The sequence below is a fragment of the Microbacterium sp. HD4P20 genome (assembly GCF_019449275.2).
In the GTDB taxonomy this organism is placed as follows: Bacteria; Actinomycetota; Actinomycetes; order Actinomycetales; family Microbacteriaceae; genus Microbacterium.
This window is the reverse complement of record NZ_JAHZQZ020000006.1, coordinates 1-16,019: the sequence shown is the minus strand read 5'-3', so window position 1 is coordinate 16,019 and position 16,019 is coordinate 1. Positions and strand designations below refer to the sequence as shown.

Sequence of the window (16,019 nt, the reverse complement as noted above, 5' to 3'; positions counted from 1 at the left end):
GGGACGGGCAGCGTTGGGGGCCGCTGACGCGGCTCAGTCGCCCTTGCCGCGGAGGGCCCGGGTCAGGACGCCGTCCAGGAGGAACAGCAGAAAGGCGAATGATCCGATCCACGGCGCCAGAACGACGACGGCGGCCCCGATGATGAGCGCGCTGAGCGAGGCGCGGCCGTAGGCGACGGCATCCTCTTGCGACAGATCAGGGAGCATGACGTCGCGGCGACGCACCGCCCACTGCCACTGCACCCACCCGAACAGGATCGCGAAGAAGAACGTGACCGGCATCGCCATGCGGCCCGCGAAGTAGGACTCGTACTGGGTCAGCAGGCCGGTCGCGAACGGCACCAGCACGACGAAGAGCAGCCGCGCGTTGTTGAGCCAGACGAGCACCGAGTCGGCGCGGGCGATGTGCTCGAACTGCTGGACGTGCACCATCCACAGCAGGCACAGCAGCACGAAGCTCAGCGCGAAGTTGAAGAGCAGCTCGCTCATGCCGCCGAGCGCGTCCCACATTTCGGCGTCGCTGGTCACGGCGCCGATCGAGTGGGTGGTGAGGTCGAGCACCAGCAGCGTCGCCGCGATCGCGAACACGCCGTCGGTGAACGCCTCGAGCCGCACGGTGCGCTGCGTCGCCGCTGGGTGCCGCCGCTGCCTGATCACGGGATCAGGGTAGCGGCGGCGAGCGGACTGCGGTGTCTCCCTGGCCGGGACTGGGAGGATGGGCTCATGACTGCCCGCGTCCCGTACCTCGTGATCGGCGCCGGTGCGATGGGGCTGGCCACCACGTGGCAGCTGGCGCGACGCGGACACCCGGTCATCGCTCTGGAGCGATTCGAGCGCGGTCACGCGTGTGGCGCTTCTCACGGCGCGACCCGCAACTTCAACAACGCGTACGCCGCCGACCACTACCTCGATCTGCTCGCCCTCGCGCGTTCCGAGTGGGACGAGCTGTCGCGCACCACCGGTGAGCCGCTGCTGCGGCTGCACGGCCTGGTGACGCACGGCGATCCCGCCGTGATCTCCACCGTCCACGCCGCGCTCATCACGCGCGGCGAGCGCGCCGAGGTCCTCACGGCAGCCGAAGCCGGCCGGCGCTGGAGCGGCATGCGCTTCGACGGCGACGCCCTGTTCACCCCCGATGCGGGAGTGGTGCGGGCGGCCGCCGCGCTCGAGGCGCTCGAGCGGGCGGCGCGCGACCACGGCGCCGACATCCGCTTCGGTCACGCGGTGACCGCTCTCGAGGAGCGGTCCGACGGCGTGGCCGTGACCGTCGAGGCGGACGGCACACGCACCGACATCGTGGCCGACGTCGTGGTGGTCACCGCCGGCGCATGGACCGCCGGCATCCTGCCCCCGTCGCTTCCACTGCCCCGGCTGACCGTGACGGAGGAGAGTCCGGCGCACTTCATGCCGGTCGCGACCGACGCCGAATGGCCGTCGTTCAACCACTTCGTCGACCCCGATCGCCACATCGGCAACGTGTACGGCATGCCGACCCCCGGAGAGGGGATCAAGGTGGGGCTGCACCTGGTGGGCCCGGTCGTCGACCCGGACGCGCGCACCTTCCGGCCGGTGCCGGCGCTCGCGGATCGCCTGCGCGACTACGTGCGCGAATGGATGCCGGGACTCGATGCCGATTCGGCGGTCCCGATCAGCTGCACCTACACGTCGACCGAGACCGAGGACTTCGTGCTCGACCGGCGCGGCCGGGTCGTGGTGGGCGCCGGCTTCTCAGGCCACGGCTTCAAGTTCACGCCCGCGGTCGGGGCAGTGCTCGCCGACCTCGCGCTCGACGACACCGCCCGCGCGGCGCCGCCCTTCCGCGTGCCCTGACGGTCGCCCCTGCCGCCCGGGCTCCCTGCCGCCGCCCGCCCGCAACGCGGGCCACGTTCAGGCTTCCGTGCGCATGCGCCGGGCAGCGGCATCCGCCCGGAGTGCGTCAGCGCTTGTAGTTGGGGGCCTCGACCACGATCTGCACGTCGTGGGGGTGCGACTCCTTCAGCCCCGCGGCCGTGATGCGTACGAACTTGCCCTTGGCCTTCAGCTCTTCGATCGTGCGCGCGCCGACGTAGAACATCGACTGGCGCAGGCCGCCAACGAGTTGATACGCGACCGCCGAGACCGGTCCGCGGTAGGCGACCTGACCCTCGATGCCCTCGGGGATGAGCTTGTCGTCGCTGGGCACGTCGGCCTGGAAGTAGCGGTCCTTCGAGTACGACGTCTTCTTGCCGCGGGTCTGCAGCGCACCGAGCGACCCCATGCCGCGGTACTGCTTGAACTGCTTGCCACCCTGGAAGACGATCTCGCCCGGTGACTCGTCGGTGCCGGCCAGCAGCGAGCCGATCATGACCGTGTCGGCGCCGGCGACGAGCGCCTTGGCGATGTCGCCCGAGTACTGCAGGCCGCCGTCGGCGATGACGGGGACACCCGCTTCGCGGGCGGCGAGGGATGCCTCGTACACGGCGGTGACCTGGGGAACGCCCACACCGGCCACGACGCGCGTCGTGCAGATCGAGCCCGGGCCCACGCCGACCTTCACCGCGTCGACGCCCGCGTCGATGAGCGCCTGCGCGCCCTCACGCGTCGCGACGTTGCCGCCGACGACGTCGATGTGGTCGAAGCTGGAGTCGGCCTTGAGCCGGCGGACGATGTCGATGACGCCGGCGGACTGGCCGTTCGCGGTGTCGACGACCAGCACGTCGACGCCCGCGTCGCGCAGCGCCTCGGCGCGCTGCCACGCGTCGCCGAAGAAACCGATGGCGGCGCCGACGCGCAGGCGGCCCTGCTCGTCCTTGGTGGCGAGCGGATACTTCTCGCTCTTGTCGAAGTCCTTGATGGTGATGAGTCCGGCGAGCTTGCCCTCGTCGTCGATCAGCGGCAGCTTCTCGACCCGGTGGTGGGCGAACAGCGCGATGACTTCGCCGGCGCTGATGCCGACCCGACCGGTGACGAGGTTCTCGCTCGTCATGACGTCGCGCACCTTGGTGGTCTGGCGCTCGAAGCCCGACACGAAGCGCATGTCGCGGTTGGTGACGATGCCGACCAGATGCCCCTCCCCGTCGATGACCGGCAGGCCCGAGATGCGGTAGGTGGCGCAGAGGTCGTTGACCTCTTCGATCGTGGCGTCGGGCGTCGTCGTGATCGGGTCTGTGATCATGCCCGACTCGCTGCGCTTGACCCGGTCGACCATCGAGGCCTGCTCCTCGATGGCGAGGTTGCGGTGGATGATGCCGATCCCGCCCTCGCGGGCGATCGCGATCGCGAGGCGCGCCTCGGTCACGGTGTCCATGGCGCTCGAGATGAGCGGCGTCGCGACGGTGATGCGCCGCGTGACGCGCGAGGACGTGTCGGCCTCGCTGGGGATCACGTCGGTGTGCCCGGGCAGCAGCAGCACGTCGTCGTAGGTCAGTCCGACGAAGCCGAAGGGGTCGTTGTGCTCCATGGGGTCTCCTGCGCGCGCGGCGCGTTGCTCGAGTTGGACGGCGGCGGCCGGTGCGCTTGTGACGCTCCGTACTCGATTCTAAGCGCCCGCGGACGCCGTTTGTTCCCGCGCGCGACGCCTGCGCACGCGAGGACCGGAACCGGAAAGGATGCTCCTCGCGCCTCTCCACCCCTCGCTTCGCGCCGCGCGGAGCCTCGGGCGCGTGGGCCCACGGACGGGGCATCCCGTTGCGAATCGATCACGTATCCACAGGGTGTCGTAGGCGAAACACCGGCGACACATTACAGTCGTACCGTCGTTCATCACGGCCGATGCGACCCGAGCTTCGGTGTACGTGTCGTGCGAACTGGAGGTTCTGTGGGTCCTACGACTGTGACCACGAGACGCATCGCCGGAGGGCGCGCCACCGCTGCGTTCTTCGGGCTGTTTCTCATCCTGCTCGGGCTGTTCGCCACCGCGACACCCGCTTTGGCAGACGAAGACGACCCCTACCGCATCAGCGGCAACGTGCAGCTCGACGGCGAGCCGCTCGAAGGGGTCACCCTCACGATCGACGGGCCGGGGGGTGAACAGGAAGTCGAGACGGATGCCGCGGGGCAGTGGCGCGTGGGAGTTCCCGAGCGTGGCGAGACCTACGTCGTCACCCTCGACGAAGACACCCTGCCCGAGGGCATCGCCGTCGTCGAAGCCGAGGACGACTCCCCCAACGTCAAGGAAGTCGAGATGGGGCAGGGCGGCCGCGTGACCGTCAACTTCTTCATCGGTGAGGGAGAGCGCAACGTCACCAGCTTCTTCGACCAGCTCGTGCAGCGCATCATCCAGGGCCTGAGCTTCGGCCTGATGCTGGCACTCGCCGCGATCGGCCTGTCGCTGGTCTACGGAACGACCGGCATCTCGAACTTCGCGCACGGCGAGATGGTCACCTTCGGCGCGATCGCAGCGGTCTTCCTCGTGGGACCCGCGACCCTCGCCCTCCCCTGGTGGCTCGGCTACCCGGTGGCGGTGATCCTGAGCGCTGTGCTCGGCCTCGTCCTCGATATGGTCCTGTGGCGACCTCTGCGCCGAAGGCGGGTCGGCGTCGTCCAGCTGATGATCGTCAGCATCGGGCTCTCGCTCGCCCTGCGCTACACGTTCCAGCTGTTCATCGGCGGTGGAACCCTCCAGCTGCCGTTCTCATCCCAGGCGAAGATTCCCCTGTTCGGCTCAGTGCAGCTGAGCGTGATCGACATGGTCTCGCTCGCGATTTCGATCGCGGTCATCGTCGCGTTCGCGCTGTGGCTGACACGATCGCGACTGGGCAAGGCCACGCGCGCCATCTCCGACAACCCGTCGCTGGCCGCGGCGTCGGGCATCGACGTCGACACGGTGGTGCGGGTGGTCTGGATCGTCGCGGGTGGACTCGCGGGTCTCGCCGGCATCCTCTACGCGTACTACCGCCCCGGCATCAAGTGGGATATGGGCGCCCAGATCCTGCTGCTCATGTTCGCCGCGGTCGTGCTCGGTGGCCTCGGGACGGCATATGGCGCGCTCGTGGGTGCGCTGATCGTGGGGCTGCTGGTCGAGGTGTCGAGCCTGTGGATCCCGGCCGACCTCAAGTACGCCAGCGCCCTGTTCATCCTCATCGTCATCCTGTTGTTCCGCCCACAGGGAATCCTCGGACGACGCGAGCGGATCGGTTAGGACAACCCATGGACTGGATTCAGATTCTCTCGAACACCGCCTCGTCGATCCTCAGCCCGGCGACGATCGGCTACGCACTTGCCGCGCTCGGCCTCGCCGTGCACTTCGGCTACGCGGGCCTGATCAACATGGGCATCGCCGGCTTCATGGCCATCGGCGCCTACGGCTACGCCATCTCGATCCTCAGCTTCGGACTCCCCTGGTGGGCCGGCGCTCTGATCGGACTCGTCGGAGCCGCGATCTTCGCCCTGATCCTCGGCATCCCCACCCTCCGCCTGCGAGGTGACTACCTCGCCATCGTGACCATCGCGGCCGCCGAGGTGGTGCGCCTGCTCTTCCTCACGACCGCGTTCGACGCGGTCACGGGCTCGGCCGACGGCCTGAGCGGCTACCACGGCAGCTTCCGCGAGTCGAACCCCATCCCGCAGGGCACGTACGGCTTCGGGCCATGGATGTACAACGAGACGCAGTGGTGGGTCCGCATCATGGGCCTGGTCACGCTCGGCATCGCCGCCCTCGTGGTGTGGATGCTCACGCGCAGCCCGTGGGGGCGCACCCTCAAGGGCATCCGCGAGGACGAGGACGCCGTGCGCTCGCTCGGCAAGAACGTGTTCGCCTACAAGATGCAGGCGCTCGTGCTCGGCGGCGTCCTGGCCGCGGCAGGCGGCATCGTCTATGCGCTGCCGTCCGCGGTGAGCCCGGGCGTTTACGTCACCTCGCTGACGTTCTTCGTCTGGACCGCTCTGCTCCTCGGCGGCGCCGCGACGGTCTTCGGTCCGCTGCTCGGCTCGCTCATCTTCTGGGTGCTGCAGACGCTGCTCTCGAACGTCCTGCCGGCGATGGCGTCGGCCGGACTGCTCCCGGGGCTGAGCACCATCCAGGCGGGCACGCTTCGCTTCATCCTCGTGGGCGTCGCTCTCATGCTGCTCGTGATCTTCATGCCACAGGGAATCCTGGGCAACAAGAAGGAGCTGACCTTTGTCAAGTAACAGCACCTCCCCAAACGACGCCCCGCCTGCCACCGGCTCGGCTCCTATCCCGCGCGCGAAGACCACCGGCCTTCATGTAGGCGACGCGGCACCTGGCGTGGCGAAGGTCGATCCGATCATCGTCGCCGACGGCGTGCGTCGCTCCTTCGGCGGTGTGACGGCCGTGGACGTCGAGCATCTCGAGATCCCCCGCGGTGCGATCACCGCCCTGATCGGTCCGAACGGCGCCGGCAAGACCACCCTGTTCAACCTGCTGACCGGCTTCGACCAGGCCGACCACGGCACCTGGTCGTTCGAGGGGAAGTCGCTGGCGGGGGTTCCTGCCTACAAAGTGGCCCGCCGTGGGCTGGTGCGTACGTTCCAGCTCACGAAGGCTCTCGGTCTGCTCACCGTCATGGACAACATGAAGCTCGGGGCACAGCACCAGCGGGGTGAGAAGTTCTGGGCCGGCATGATCCCGGCGCTGTGGCGATCGCAGGATGCCGAGATCGGGGACCGCGCGATGGTCCTGCTGAAGAAGTTCAAGCTCGACGCCAAGGCGGATGACTTCGCGGCGAGCCTGTCGGGCGGCCAGCGCAAGCTCCTCGAGATGGCCCGGTCTCTCATGACCGAACCGACGCTCGTCATGCTCGACGAGCCCATGGCCGGGGTGAACCCCGCCCTCACCCAGTCCCTGCTCGACAAGATCCTCGACCTCAAGGACGAGGGCATGACGGTGCTGTTTGTCGAGCACGACATGCACATGGTGCGGCATATCGCCGACTGGGTCGTCGTGATGGCTGAAGGTCGCATCGTCGCCGAAGGCGACCCCACGACCGTCATGAGGAACCCTGCTGTCGTCGATGCCTACCTCGGGGCCCATCAGGAACTCGATCTCGGCGTGGTGACAGGGCGCATCAGCGTGATCGAGGCCGATCCGACGACGAACGCCGAGGCCTCCGCGGCTGCCGCGGCCATCACTCTGGTCAACGACGGCATCGCCGAAGAAGAAGATGAGGAGAAGGGCCGATGACTGCTCCCACTGCAACGGACACCGCCGTCGTCGTCGTCGACGAGGTGCATGCCGGCTACCTGCCGGGCGTCAACATCCTCAACGGCTGCAGCCTGGTCGCGCACCAGGGCGAGTTGATCGGCATCATCGGACCCAACGGCGCCGGCAAGTCCACGCTGCTGAAAGCCATCTTCGGCCAAGTGAACATCCGCAGCGGCACGGTGACGCTCGAGGGCGACGACATCACCGGGCTGCGGGCAAACAAGCTCGTCGCGCGAGGTGTCGGCTTCATCCCGCAGAACAACAATGTCTTCCCGACGTTGACGATTGAGGAGAATCTGCAGATGGGGCTGTATCAGCGGCCCGGCATCTACAAGGAGCGCCTCGAGTTCGTCACCGGCATTTTCTCCGAGCTGGGCACGCGCCTGAAGCAGCGCGCCGGCTCGCTCTCGGGTGGGGAGCGGCAGATGGTCGCGATGAGCCGCGCGCTCATGATGGACCCGAAGGTGCTGCTGCTCGATGAGCCGTCCGCCGGCCTCTCCCCCGTCCGGCAGGACGAGGCCTTCATTCGCGTCTCCGAGATCAACAAGGCAGGGGTCACCTGCATCATGGTCGAGCAGAACGCCCGCCGCTGCCTGCAGATCTGCGACCGCGGTTACGTCCTCGACCAGGGTCGCGATGCCTACACCGGCACCGGCCGCGAACTGCTGAGCGACCCCAAGGTCACCGAGCTGTACCTCGGCACGCTCGGCACCTGACACGCACCACCAGTGAAGCGGGGGATCGGATGCTGCGGCATCCGGTCCCCCGCTTCTGGCGTGCACCACGGCGGCATCCCTTGCCGCCACGACATCCGGTCCCGGACGCACGGAGGGAAAGTTGCGCGGCGGAGATACGACGAAGCGGCCCCGGATCGGAGGATCCGGGGCCGCTGTCGCGAGTGAGGGTCAGCCCTCGTAGGCGACGTAGGTGTTGTCGTCCTGGTACTCGTAGATACCGATCGACGCCTCGGTCGGGTCGCCGACCTCATCGAACGTGATCGGGCCCGAGATGCCGTCGTAGTCGGCCGTTCCGCCGCCCACGATGATCTCAGCGCAGTCGGCGTAGGTTTCGCACGTCTCGCCGTCACCCGAGCCGCCGGAGACCTCGATCAGCTTCTCCGCGATGGCCGCCGAGTCCGTCGAGCCCGCGGCCAGCGAAGCCAGCGCGAGCAGGATCGTCGCGTCGAAGGACTCAGCCGCGTAGCTGTAGTCCTGCAGCGGCTCGTCACCCTCGGCCGCGACGAACTCGTCGAGCGCTGCCGTGAAATCGCCGATCGCGTCGATCGACAGACCGGGCAGGGTGCCCTTCGAACCGGTCAGCGAGCCCTCCGCGAAACCGGCGTCAGCGAAGTTCTTCAGGTTGCCGTCGACGAAGTACAGCTTGTCGCCGGGGAACTGACCGAACAGGCTCGGCAGGATGGTCGAGACCTCGTCGAACGTGATCAGCGCGATCGCGTCGGGGTCGGCTGCCAGCACCTCCGAGATCTGCGCGTCGAAGCTGGTGTCGCCCGTGTTGTAGGTGGGCTGCGCGACGACCTCGCCGCCGGCTGCCTCGAACGCCTCTTGCACGTAGCCGGCCAGGCCGGTGCCGTACGAGTCGTTGAGCACGATCATGCCCAGGGTCTGGTTGCCATCCTCGGCGATCAGGTTGCCGAGCACCTCGCCCTGCAGCACGTCCGACGGAGCGGTGCGGAAGTACAGGCCGCCGTCGTCGTACGTCGTGAAGGCGTCCGAGGTGTTGGCCGGCGAGAACTGGATGACGCCCGCGCCGGTGACCTGGTCGATGAACTGCAGCGAGACGCCCGAGGACGCGGCACCGATGATCGCGGAAACACCCTCGCCCAGCAGGCGGGGGATCTCGGTCTCGTAGGCCTTGTTGTCGGTGTCGCCGGAGTCGCCGTACTCGACCTCGATGGTGAGGCCGGTTTCGGCCGACGCCTCGTTGATCAGCGAAGCCGCGTAGGCGACGCCTGCCTCCTCTGGCGGTCCGAGGAACGCCAGGTTTCCGGTCTGCGGCAGAGCCGTGCCGATCTTGAGGCTCAGCTCCTCGGTCGGACCGGCATTGTCGGTCGGCTCGTCGGTGCCACCGGTGCCCCCACCGGCACAGCCGGCGAGGACGAGGGCGCTGGCGCCGATGAGCGCGAGACCACCGAGAACGGTGCTCTTGCGCGAGCGGGTGAAGACGCTCATGTTGCTCCTTGCTGTGGTGTGTGTCGATCGGCTCGGGAACCGATCCAATAGCCCCAACCTAATCGCGGCTTGCTCTCGCGTGTGTTGCTCTTCGTTAACGGTTTGTAACGCCGCGGGACCGGGGATTTCAGGTCGAGTTCACCATCGCCCGGCCCGTATACCCCTCATGGGTATAGACTCGACGTCGATGTACCCCCAAGGGGTATCGCGAGACCAGTGGAGGGATATGACTGTGGCTGATTTCGAATACACCGTGACCGGCATGACCTGCGGGCACTGCGAGGCATCGGTGCGCGGCGAGGTGTCGAAGATCGAGGGCGTTCAGGACGTGCGCGTGAGCGCGGCATCCGGTTCCCTCCGCATCGTCGCCGCGGAGGAGATCGCGGACGACGCCGTCATCGCGGCCGTCGACGAGGCGGGCTACAGCGCGGTGCGCGCCTGATGACGTCCGCGGCCCCGGCCTCCCGGGTCGAACTCGAGATCGGCGGCATGACGTGCGCCTCGTGCGCCGCACGGATCGAGAAGCGCCTGAACCGGCTCGACGGGGTCGAGGCATCCGTCAACTACGCCACTGAGAAGGCGGTCGTGAACGCGCCGGCGGGCTTCGACCCGCAGACGCTCATCGATGAAGTCGTGAAGACCGGCTACACCGCGGCGCTCCCCCAGCCCGCCGCGGCGGCGGACCCTGCCGCCCCGCACGACGCCGAGCTGACCGGGCTGCGGCACCGGCTCATCGGCTCGATCGTGCTGTCGGTGCCCGTGATCCTGCTCGCGATGATCCCGGCGCTGCAGTTCACGTACTGGCAATGGGCCTCGCTCGCCTTGGCAGCGCCGGTCGTGGTGTGGGGTGCGTGGCCGTTCCATCGTGCGGCGTGGGTGAACCTGCGCCACGGCGCGGCCACCATGGACACGCTGATCTCACTCGGTGTCTCGGCGGCGTTCCTGTGGTCGCTCTACGCGCTGTTCCTCGGCACGGCCGGAATGCCGGGGATGACACATGGCTACGAGTGGCCCGCGCTGCTGGGTGGCACCGCCCAGCCGGGTGACGGTGCGGGCGACATCTACCTGGAGGTCGCCGCGGGGGTCACGACCTTCGTGCTCGCCGGACGCTACTTCGAGGTGCGCGCCAAGCGCCGGGCAGGGGCGGCACTGCGGGCGCTGCTCGAGATCGGCGCGAAGGACGTCGCCGTGCTCCGACCCGGTCCGGACGGGATCGCCGAGCTGCGCGTGCCCATCCCCGAGCTGCGCGTCGGCGAGGACTTCGTGGTGCGCCCCGGCGAGAAGATCGCCACCGACGGAGTCGTGGTGTCGGGAACGTCGGCGGTCGACGCGTCCATGGTCACCGGAGAGTCGGTGCCCGTCGAGGTCACCCCGGGCGACGCGGTGGTGGGAGCCACCGTGAACGCCGGAGGGAGGCTGGTGGTCCGGGCGACCCGCGTCGGCGACGACACGCAGCTGGCGCAGATGGCGCGGCTCGTCGAAGAGGCTCAGTCCGGCAAGGCCAGAGTCCAGCGCTTGGCCGACCGCATCTCGGGCGTCTTCGTGCCCATCGTGCTGGTGATCGCAGTCGGGACCCTTGCGGCGTGGCTGCTGGCCGGGGCATCCGCTCCGCAGGCGTTCACCGCCGCCGCCGCCGTGCTCATCATCGCGTGCCCGTGCGCGCTCGGCCTCGCCACCCCGACCGCTCTTCTGGTCGGCACCGGCCGCGGGGCGCAGCTGGGCATCCTCATCAAGGGTCCTGAGGTGCTCGAGTCGACGCGCGCCGTCGACACCGTCGTGCTCGACAAGACCGGCACGGTGACCACCGGCCGCATGGCGCTGGTCGAGGTCGTCCTGGCGCCCGGTGACGAGGGCGCGCCGGGCGGAGAACCGGACCCCGGGCGGAGCATCCGCTCAGAATCCTCCGCCGAGCCCGCAGATCTCCGCCGGGCGGACGCCGCCGAGGCCGCACATCTCCGCCGGGCGGAGACTCGGGCGACGACGGATGCCGCGGCATCCGCTCGCGACGAACTGCTCCGGCTCGCCGGGGCCCTCGAGCACGCGTCCGAGCACCCGATCGCGCAGGCGATCGCGCGCGCCGCAGCGGCCGAGACCGGGACGTTGCCCGACGTCGAGTCGTTCCAGAACGTGCCTGGCAAGGGCGTGTCGGGCGTCGTCGAGGGTCATGCCGTGCTCGTCGGGCGTGACGCGCTCCTCGCCGACTGGGCGCTGACCCTGCCGTCTCCGCTGGCCGACGCGAAGGCGCAGGCCGAGGCATCCGGCCGCACCGCGGTGCTCGTCGCGTGGGACGGAGAGGTCCGCGGGCTGCTCGTGGTCGCCGATCAGGTCAAGCCGACCAGCCGCGAGGCCGTCGCCCGGCTGCGTTCGCTCGGTCTCGAGCCGGTGCTGCTGACCGGAGACAACGCCACGGCTGCGCGCGCGATCGCCGACGAGGTCGGCATCGGCCGGGTCACCGCCGAAGTGCTGCCGCACGACAAGGTCGCCGCGGTCCGGGCGCTGCAGACGGAGGGCCGCGTCGTGGCCATGGTCGGCGACGGCGTCAACGATGCCGCCGCACTGGCGCAGGCAGACCTGGGCCTGGCGATGGGGACCGGAACGGATGCCGCGATCGAGGCATCCGACATCACCCTCGTCCGCGGCGACCTGCGCAGCGCCGCCGACGCGATCCGCCTGTCACGCGCGACATTCCGCACGATCCGCGTCAACCTGTTCTGGGCGTTCGCGTATAACGTGGCGGCGATCCCCCTCGCCGCGCTGGGACTCCTCAGCCCCATGATCGCCGGCGCGGCGATGGCGCTTTCGAGCGTCTTCGTGGTGGGCAACAGCCTGCGACTGCGCCGCTTCCGCTCCCTCTCACAGTGAAGGACTCTCCGATGACCGACATCGCGACCCACGAACACAGCCCGGCCGACACCGACAGCCATCACGGGTACATCACCGACAAAGACAAGTACCTCAACCGCCTCAAGCGGATCGAGGGTCAGGCCCGCGGCATCCACAAGATGGTCGAAGACGAGAAGTACTGCATCGACATCCTGACGCAGATCAGTGCGCTCACCTCGGCGCTCGAGGCCGTCGCCGTCGGGCTGCTCGACGACCACCTGCGCCACTGCGTGGTCGACGCCGCCCGCATGGGCGGTGCCGAGGCCGACGCGAAGATCACCGAGGCCACCCAGGCCATCGCGCGTCTGGTGCGCTGACCTTCTCCCCCGCCCTTCCGCCTCGAGACGCGAGACGGTTCAGGATGCCGCGGCCACACGCGCGCGCCGGGCGTGGAGCACCGAGTCCACCGTGAGCACGGCGAGCGCGACCCAGACCAGTCCGAAGCCGATCCAGCGCTCGAGGGGCATCGGCTCGCCCAGGACCCATGCGCCGATGATGAACTGCAGGATCGGCGCGACGAACTGCAGCAGGCCGATCACGGTGAGCGACACGCGGCGCGCCCCGGCGGCGAAGAAGAGCAGGGGCACCGCGGTGATGACACCCGCCAGGCTCAGCAGCACGGCGTGCCCCCAGCCGTTGGCGCCCATGGTGATGCCGGTGGTGGCGCCGACGACGACCAGGATGATGCCGGCGATGGGGGTGAGCCACAGCGACTCGAGGGTGAGGCCGCTCACGGCATCCACCGAGGGCCCGACACGTTTCTTCACGAGGCCGTAGAGGCTGAAGCTCGCGGCGAGGGTCAGCGCGATCCACGGGAACGACCCGTACCCGACGATGATCACGATGACCGCCACGGCGGCGATGCCGATCGCGACCCATTGGGTGACGCGCAGCCGCTCGCGCAGCACGAGCACGGCGAGCAGCACGGTCGCGATGGGGTTGATGAAGTACCCGAGGCTGGTTTCGATGACGTTGTCGCTGAGCGCCCCGAACATGAACACCTGCCAGTTCACGTAGATGAGCAGGCCCGCGATCACGGTGAGCCCGAGCACGCGCGGCTGCCGGAAGATGGCGGCCAGGCGCCCCCAGGATCGCGTCACGGTCAGCAGCAGCGCGCAGAACACGAGCGACAGGACGATGCGCCACGCAACGAGCTCGAACGGGCCGGTCGGGGCGAGCAGCACGAAATACAGCGGCAGGAAGCCCCACAAGAAGTACGCCGAGAAGGCGTACACGCCACCCAGGCTGCGCTCGCGCGAGAGATCGGCGGATGCCGGGGGCAGTGCCACCCCGGCGGTGGACGCCGCGGATTCGGCCAGTTCGTCTGCGTCGCCTCCGGTAGCGCTCTGAGAGGGTTCGCGGCTCACCTGCACAGCCTACGACCGCTGGTCACCGAGCCGTCGCACGCCGGGCATGCGAGAGGGCCGGATGCCTCGGCATCCGGCCCTCTCGAAGCTGCGCTGTGCGCGAGGATCAGCGAACGACGACCGCCAGGACGTCGCGGGCCGAGAGCACCAGGAACTCGTCGGCGCCGAACTTGACCTCGGTCCCGCCGTACTTGCTGTAGAGCACACGGTCGCCGACGGCGACGTCGAGCGGGACACGGTTGCCGTTGTCGTCGATGCGGCCGGGGCCGACGGCGACGACTTCACCCTCCTGGGGCTTCTCCTTGGCAGTGTCGGGGATGACGAGGCCACTTGCGGTGGTCTGCTCGGCCTCGACCTGCTTGATGACGATGCGGTCCTCGAGCGGCTTGATGGAAACCGACACGGTCTACCTCTTCTTTCCTTGAGACTGAAGTCGTTAGCACCCGCACAGTGAGAGTGCTAACGCCAAGTGTAGGCAAGTGATTGGCACTCGTGCAACGTGAGTGCCAATCCATGACGGCGGCGGGTGGCGTCTTGGGAAATCGAAAGATCCTCGGCGAGCCCTATACCCGCCAGGAGTGCAGATGTATCATCGCAGTATCGCGCGCCTCTACCACTGGGAACGGTCGGCCGCGGTGCGAGTTCGGGGGAGCTCGCCACTGGATACTGGGGGCAAGTCTTCATGGGTGTGTCATATTTCCTTGCTGTAGATGTGGGAACGAGCCGCGTAGGCGCGGCGACAGCGAGGCTGACGGCGGATGGCGGGATCACCGCGACGTCGTTCGCGTTGGGCCGTAAGAGCGACAGCGTCGCGAGCGTGGTCTTCGTGGCCGAGGACGGTGATCTGCTCTTCGGCGATGTCGCTGAGCGACGCGGTGTCGCTCAGCCGGAGCGCCTGATCCGCGAGTTCAAACGCAGTATCGGCGACGAGGTGCCGCAGCAGGTCGGCGGTCAGTCGATCCGCGCCGAGCAGCTGTACGCCCGCACGGTGGCGCACGTCGTCGACGCGGTTGCCGAACGCGAAGGTGCACCCCCGGACGGCGTCATCCTGACGCACCCCGCACTGTGGGGACCACACCGCATCGGGCTGGTCCGCGAGGCCCTGGACGCCGTGGGCGTCGGCGAGGTCGAGTTCATCACCGAGCCCGAGGCCGCTGCCCGCCACTACGAGGCGGCGCGCGTGCTCGACGACGGCCAGATCCTGGCCGTCTACGACCTGGGCGGCGGGACGTTCGACTGCGTCATCCTGCGCAAGCGCAACGAATCGTTCGAACTGATCGGCGCTCCGGTGGGCATCGACACTCTGGGGGGTGCCGACTTCGACGACGCCGTGCTGCGGCACGTCGTCAACGCCGCAGACGTGCCGGCGGAGGTGATGGCGGATGCTTCGGCCGACGCGCGGATCGCACTGTCGCAGCTGCGGCGCGAATGCGTCGACGCCAAGGAAGCCCTCTCGTTCGACTCCGACGTCGTGGTCCCGGTGCTCCTGACCGGAGGTCGCCCGAGCGTCCGCCTCACTCGCGTCGAGTTCGAGGGGATGATCGACGAGTCGCTGGAGCGGACGATCGACGCCCTTGAGGACGCACTCGACCAGGCCGACGTGCTGCCCGAGCAGCTGGAGTCGGTTCTCCTCATCGGCGGCTCCTCACGCATCCCGCTCGTCACCCAGCGTCTGTCGGAGCGACTGGATCGCCCCGTCGCGATCGACGCCGACCCCAAGTCCTCCATCGCACTCGGCGCGGCGCGCACCGTGCTCGTGCGTGCCGCCGACCGCGAGATCGGCGTCTCGACCGAGCTCGTTCCCTTCGACGGTTTCGGTGAGCTGGCCGCGCTCGCGGGTGAACTGGCACCGATCCCGACTGCCCCGTCCTCGGTGCTGGCCGCTCCGGTCGGGCCGACGAACGTCCGGTCGGCGCCGAGCATGAGGCACATCGCCGCCGTGTCGGGCGGAGCCATCGTGGTCGCCGCCGCGATCGTCTTCGGCAGCACCATGACCGCGGGATCGGGACTGCAGAGCTTCTCGCCGCCCGTGTCGCAGACCAAAGCGGGAATCGAGAAGTCGGCCGATCCGAAGGCGCCGGCCGCGTCGACGGATTCGGCGGATGCTGCCGTCGTCGAGACCGTCGCGGCGCCCGAGCAGCAGCAGCAGACGCCGCGCAGCGCTCCGCCGCGCCGTAGTCAGAAGCCTCCGACCAAGCCGAAGGCCGACGCCGCTCCGGCGCCCAAGCCGACCAAGGCCCCGCAGACGCCGCTGAGCACGGCCTCGGCCGACACCGGAACCGGCGGCGGAACCGGGGACACCGGAGGAACCGGGGACACCGGAGGAACCGGCGACACCGGAGGAACCGGGGACACCGGAGGAACCGGCGACACCGGAGGAACCGGGGACACCGGAGGAACCGGCGACACCGGAGGAACCGGGGACACCGGAGGAACCGG

Annotated in this window: 14 protein-coding genes; 9 read left to right on the top strand and 5 right to left on the bottom strand. The window is 68.9% G+C overall.

The features are described 5' to 3' along the window. Positions 1-33: 33 nt before the first annotated feature. Positions 34-657 carry a TMEM175 family protein gene (locus K0817_RS00920; protein WP_219979220.1) on the bottom strand — a complete coding sequence of 208 codons (624 nt, stop codon included), beginning with the start codon at positions 655-657 and terminating at the stop codon, positions 34-36. A gap of 66 nt (positions 658-723) precedes the next feature. On the opposite strand from K0817_RS00920, the gene K0817_RS00915 reads away from it, so the two are divergent. Continuing rightward, complete coding sequence (locus tag K0817_RS00915) at positions 724-1,830, top strand: FAD-dependent oxidoreductase (RefSeq protein WP_219979219.1); 1,107 nt, start codon at positions 724-726, stop codon at positions 1,828-1,830. A gap of 106 nt (positions 1,831-1,936) precedes the next feature. On the opposite strand, the gene guaB is transcribed toward K0817_RS00915, so the two are convergent. Beyond that, positions 1,937-3,439, bottom strand: a complete 1,503-nt coding sequence (gene guaB, locus K0817_RS00910; RefSeq protein WP_219979218.1) for an IMP dehydrogenase — start codon at positions 3,437-3,439, stop codon at positions 1,937-1,939. 372 nt (positions 3,440-3,811) lie between these two features. On the opposite strand from guaB, the gene K0817_RS00905 reads away from it, so the two are divergent. From K0817_RS00905 to K0817_RS00890, 4 genes are read left to right on the top strand one after another with little or no spacing between them, the layout of a single operon-like run. Then, positions 3,812-5,119: a branched-chain amino acid ABC transporter permease gene (locus K0817_RS00905; RefSeq protein ID WP_253735096.1), complete on the top strand. Its 1,308-nt coding sequence runs from the start codon at positions 3,812-3,814 to the stop codon at positions 5,117-5,119. 8 nt (positions 5,120-5,127) lie between these two features. Further along, a complete protein-coding gene (locus tag K0817_RS00900; protein ID WP_219979217.1) occupies positions 5,128-6,108 on the top strand; it encodes a branched-chain amino acid ABC transporter permease in 981 nt (326 codons plus the stop codon). A gap of 46 nt (positions 6,109-6,154) precedes the next feature. Continuing rightward, positions 6,155-7,120: an ABC transporter ATP-binding protein gene (locus K0817_RS00895; protein WP_253735116.1), complete on the top strand. Its 966-nt coding sequence runs from the start codon at positions 6,155-6,157 to the stop codon at positions 7,118-7,120. After that, positions 7,117-7,857: an ABC transporter ATP-binding protein gene (locus K0817_RS00890; RefSeq protein ID WP_219979215.1), complete on the top strand. Its 741-nt coding sequence runs from the start codon at positions 7,117-7,119 to the stop codon at positions 7,855-7,857. Before K0817_RS00895 ends, K0817_RS00890 begins: the two co-directional genes overlap by 4 nt. Before the next feature lie 189 nt (positions 7,858-8,046). Here K0817_RS00890 and K0817_RS00885 read toward each other — a convergent pair whose 3' ends face one another. Beyond that, entirely contained in the window at positions 8,047-9,330 is a 1,284-nt protein-coding gene (locus tag K0817_RS00885) for an ABC transporter substrate-binding protein (RefSeq protein WP_219979214.1), read from the bottom strand. Positions 9,331-9,562: 232 nt separating this feature from the next. Between K0817_RS00885 and K0817_RS00880 the strand changes: the two genes are divergently transcribed. Genes K0817_RS00880 through K0817_RS00870 form a run of 3 tightly spaced genes read left to right on the top strand, consistent with a single transcriptional unit; the run spans position 9,563 to position 12,530 of the window. Continuing rightward, on the top strand, positions 9,563-9,772 hold the full coding sequence (locus K0817_RS00880) for a heavy-metal-associated domain-containing protein (protein WP_219979213.1): 210 nt from the start codon (positions 9,563-9,565) through the stop codon (positions 9,770-9,772). Beyond that, positions 9,772-12,192: a cation-translocating P-type ATPase gene (locus tag K0817_RS00875; RefSeq protein WP_219979212.1), complete on the top strand. Its 2,421-nt coding sequence runs from the start codon at positions 9,772-9,774 to the stop codon at positions 12,190-12,192. Before K0817_RS00880 ends, K0817_RS00875 begins: the two co-directional genes overlap by 1 nt. Positions 12,193-12,203: 11 nt before the next feature. After that, complete coding sequence (locus K0817_RS00870) at positions 12,204-12,530, top strand: metal-sensitive transcriptional regulator (protein ID WP_253735095.1); 327 nt, start codon at positions 12,204-12,206, stop codon at positions 12,528-12,530. Positions 12,531-12,569: 39 nt separating this feature from the next. Here K0817_RS00870 and rarD read toward each other — a convergent pair whose 3' ends face one another. Together rarD and groES are read right to left on the bottom strand one after the other, a co-directional pair. Then, on the bottom strand, positions 12,570-13,496 hold the full coding sequence (gene rarD, locus K0817_RS00865; protein WP_253735115.1) for an EamA family transporter RarD: 927 nt from the start codon (positions 13,494-13,496) through the stop codon (positions 12,570-12,572). 190 nt (positions 13,497-13,686) lie between these two features. Further along, the gene (gene groES / locus K0817_RS00860; protein ID WP_017203655.1) at positions 13,687-13,983 is read right to left on the bottom strand and encodes a co-chaperone GroES; all 297 of its coding nucleotides are present in this window, start codon (positions 13,981-13,983) and stop codon (positions 13,687-13,689) included. Positions 13,984-14,292: 309 nt separating this feature from the next. Between groES and K0817_RS00855 the strand changes: the two genes are divergently transcribed. Continuing rightward, positions 14,293-16,019 (top strand): Hsp70 family protein (locus tag K0817_RS00855; RefSeq protein ID WP_219979211.1); only part of this gene is annotated, 1,727 nt, incomplete at its 3' end.